General features: G+C 43.0%; 2 protein-coding genes. Both read left to right on the top strand.

The genetic code is table 11. From position 1 onward, the window contains the following. The coding region (locus A3763_RS20425) for a GNAT family N-acetyltransferase (RefSeq protein WP_156495218.1) at nt 1-339 on the top strand (339 nt) is incomplete at its 5' end. Nucleotides 340-387: 48 nt separating this feature from the next. Beyond that, nucleotides 388-832: hypothetical protein (locus tag A3763_RS20420; RefSeq protein WP_156495217.1), on the top strand; the 445-nt coding region annotated here is incomplete at its 3' end.

Genomic DNA, 832 nt, shown 5'->3' with positions numbered 1-832 from the left:
CTACTTGAGACGGAATTAGATTATTTTCTGGTTGAGGCTCGTGACAACGCGATCATAGCTTGTGTTGGTTTATATCCTTTTACTGAAGACAAGGCCGGTGAACTCTCGTGTTTCGCGGTCGATCCGGATTATCGACAAAAAGGCCGTGGAGATCGTTTGTTAGAAGCTGTAACAGATAGAGCAAGGTCTCTAGGCTTATCCCGTTTATTTGTGTTAACAACTAAGACTGAACAATGGTTTAAAGAACGGGGCTTCGGCTTGAGTTCTTCAGAGCACTTGCCTGGCGGGAAAAACTATAACTCTAGCCGCAATGCAAAAGTATTGATGAAACAGATTTAGACTATTCATGGACCATATTAATCGAACTCAACAACAGCGGATTACGCAATGAACAAGAGTCAGGAACGTCGCTCAAGTATTCGTCGACCGATTCATCATGAGGCAATACTGCACTTAGGTAAAACCCACCATGTTCCTTGTGTGATTGCAGACTATTGCCCTGACGGTATGTTTCTCAAATTTGATCGTGAGTATATCGACTTTTTGGCCATACTTAGAAAAGAAGATTTACTGGACCTTTCTTTTAAGGACTTGCGTGGTAAAGAGTTTCACATCGGTGCGCATCTCGCACATATGATGACAGGAGCTTTTGGTATTCGCTTTACTGAGCGTAAACCTCAAGCTATCCGTGCTTTGGTTGCTATGAACCAGGGTGCACGTTCGGCACCAAGCGAAGAGAGCAAAAAGATTGTTGAGGAGTGTATAGAAAGGATTCATAGCACGACACTTCCCTTAATGACAGACCTTTGGCCAGTTTTAATTGAGGAAATAA

Source organism: Oleiphilus sp. HI0128, from assembly GCF_001635365.1.
Note: the sequence above shows the minus strand (reverse complement) of the source record. Positions and strands in the feature narration are given on the sequence as shown.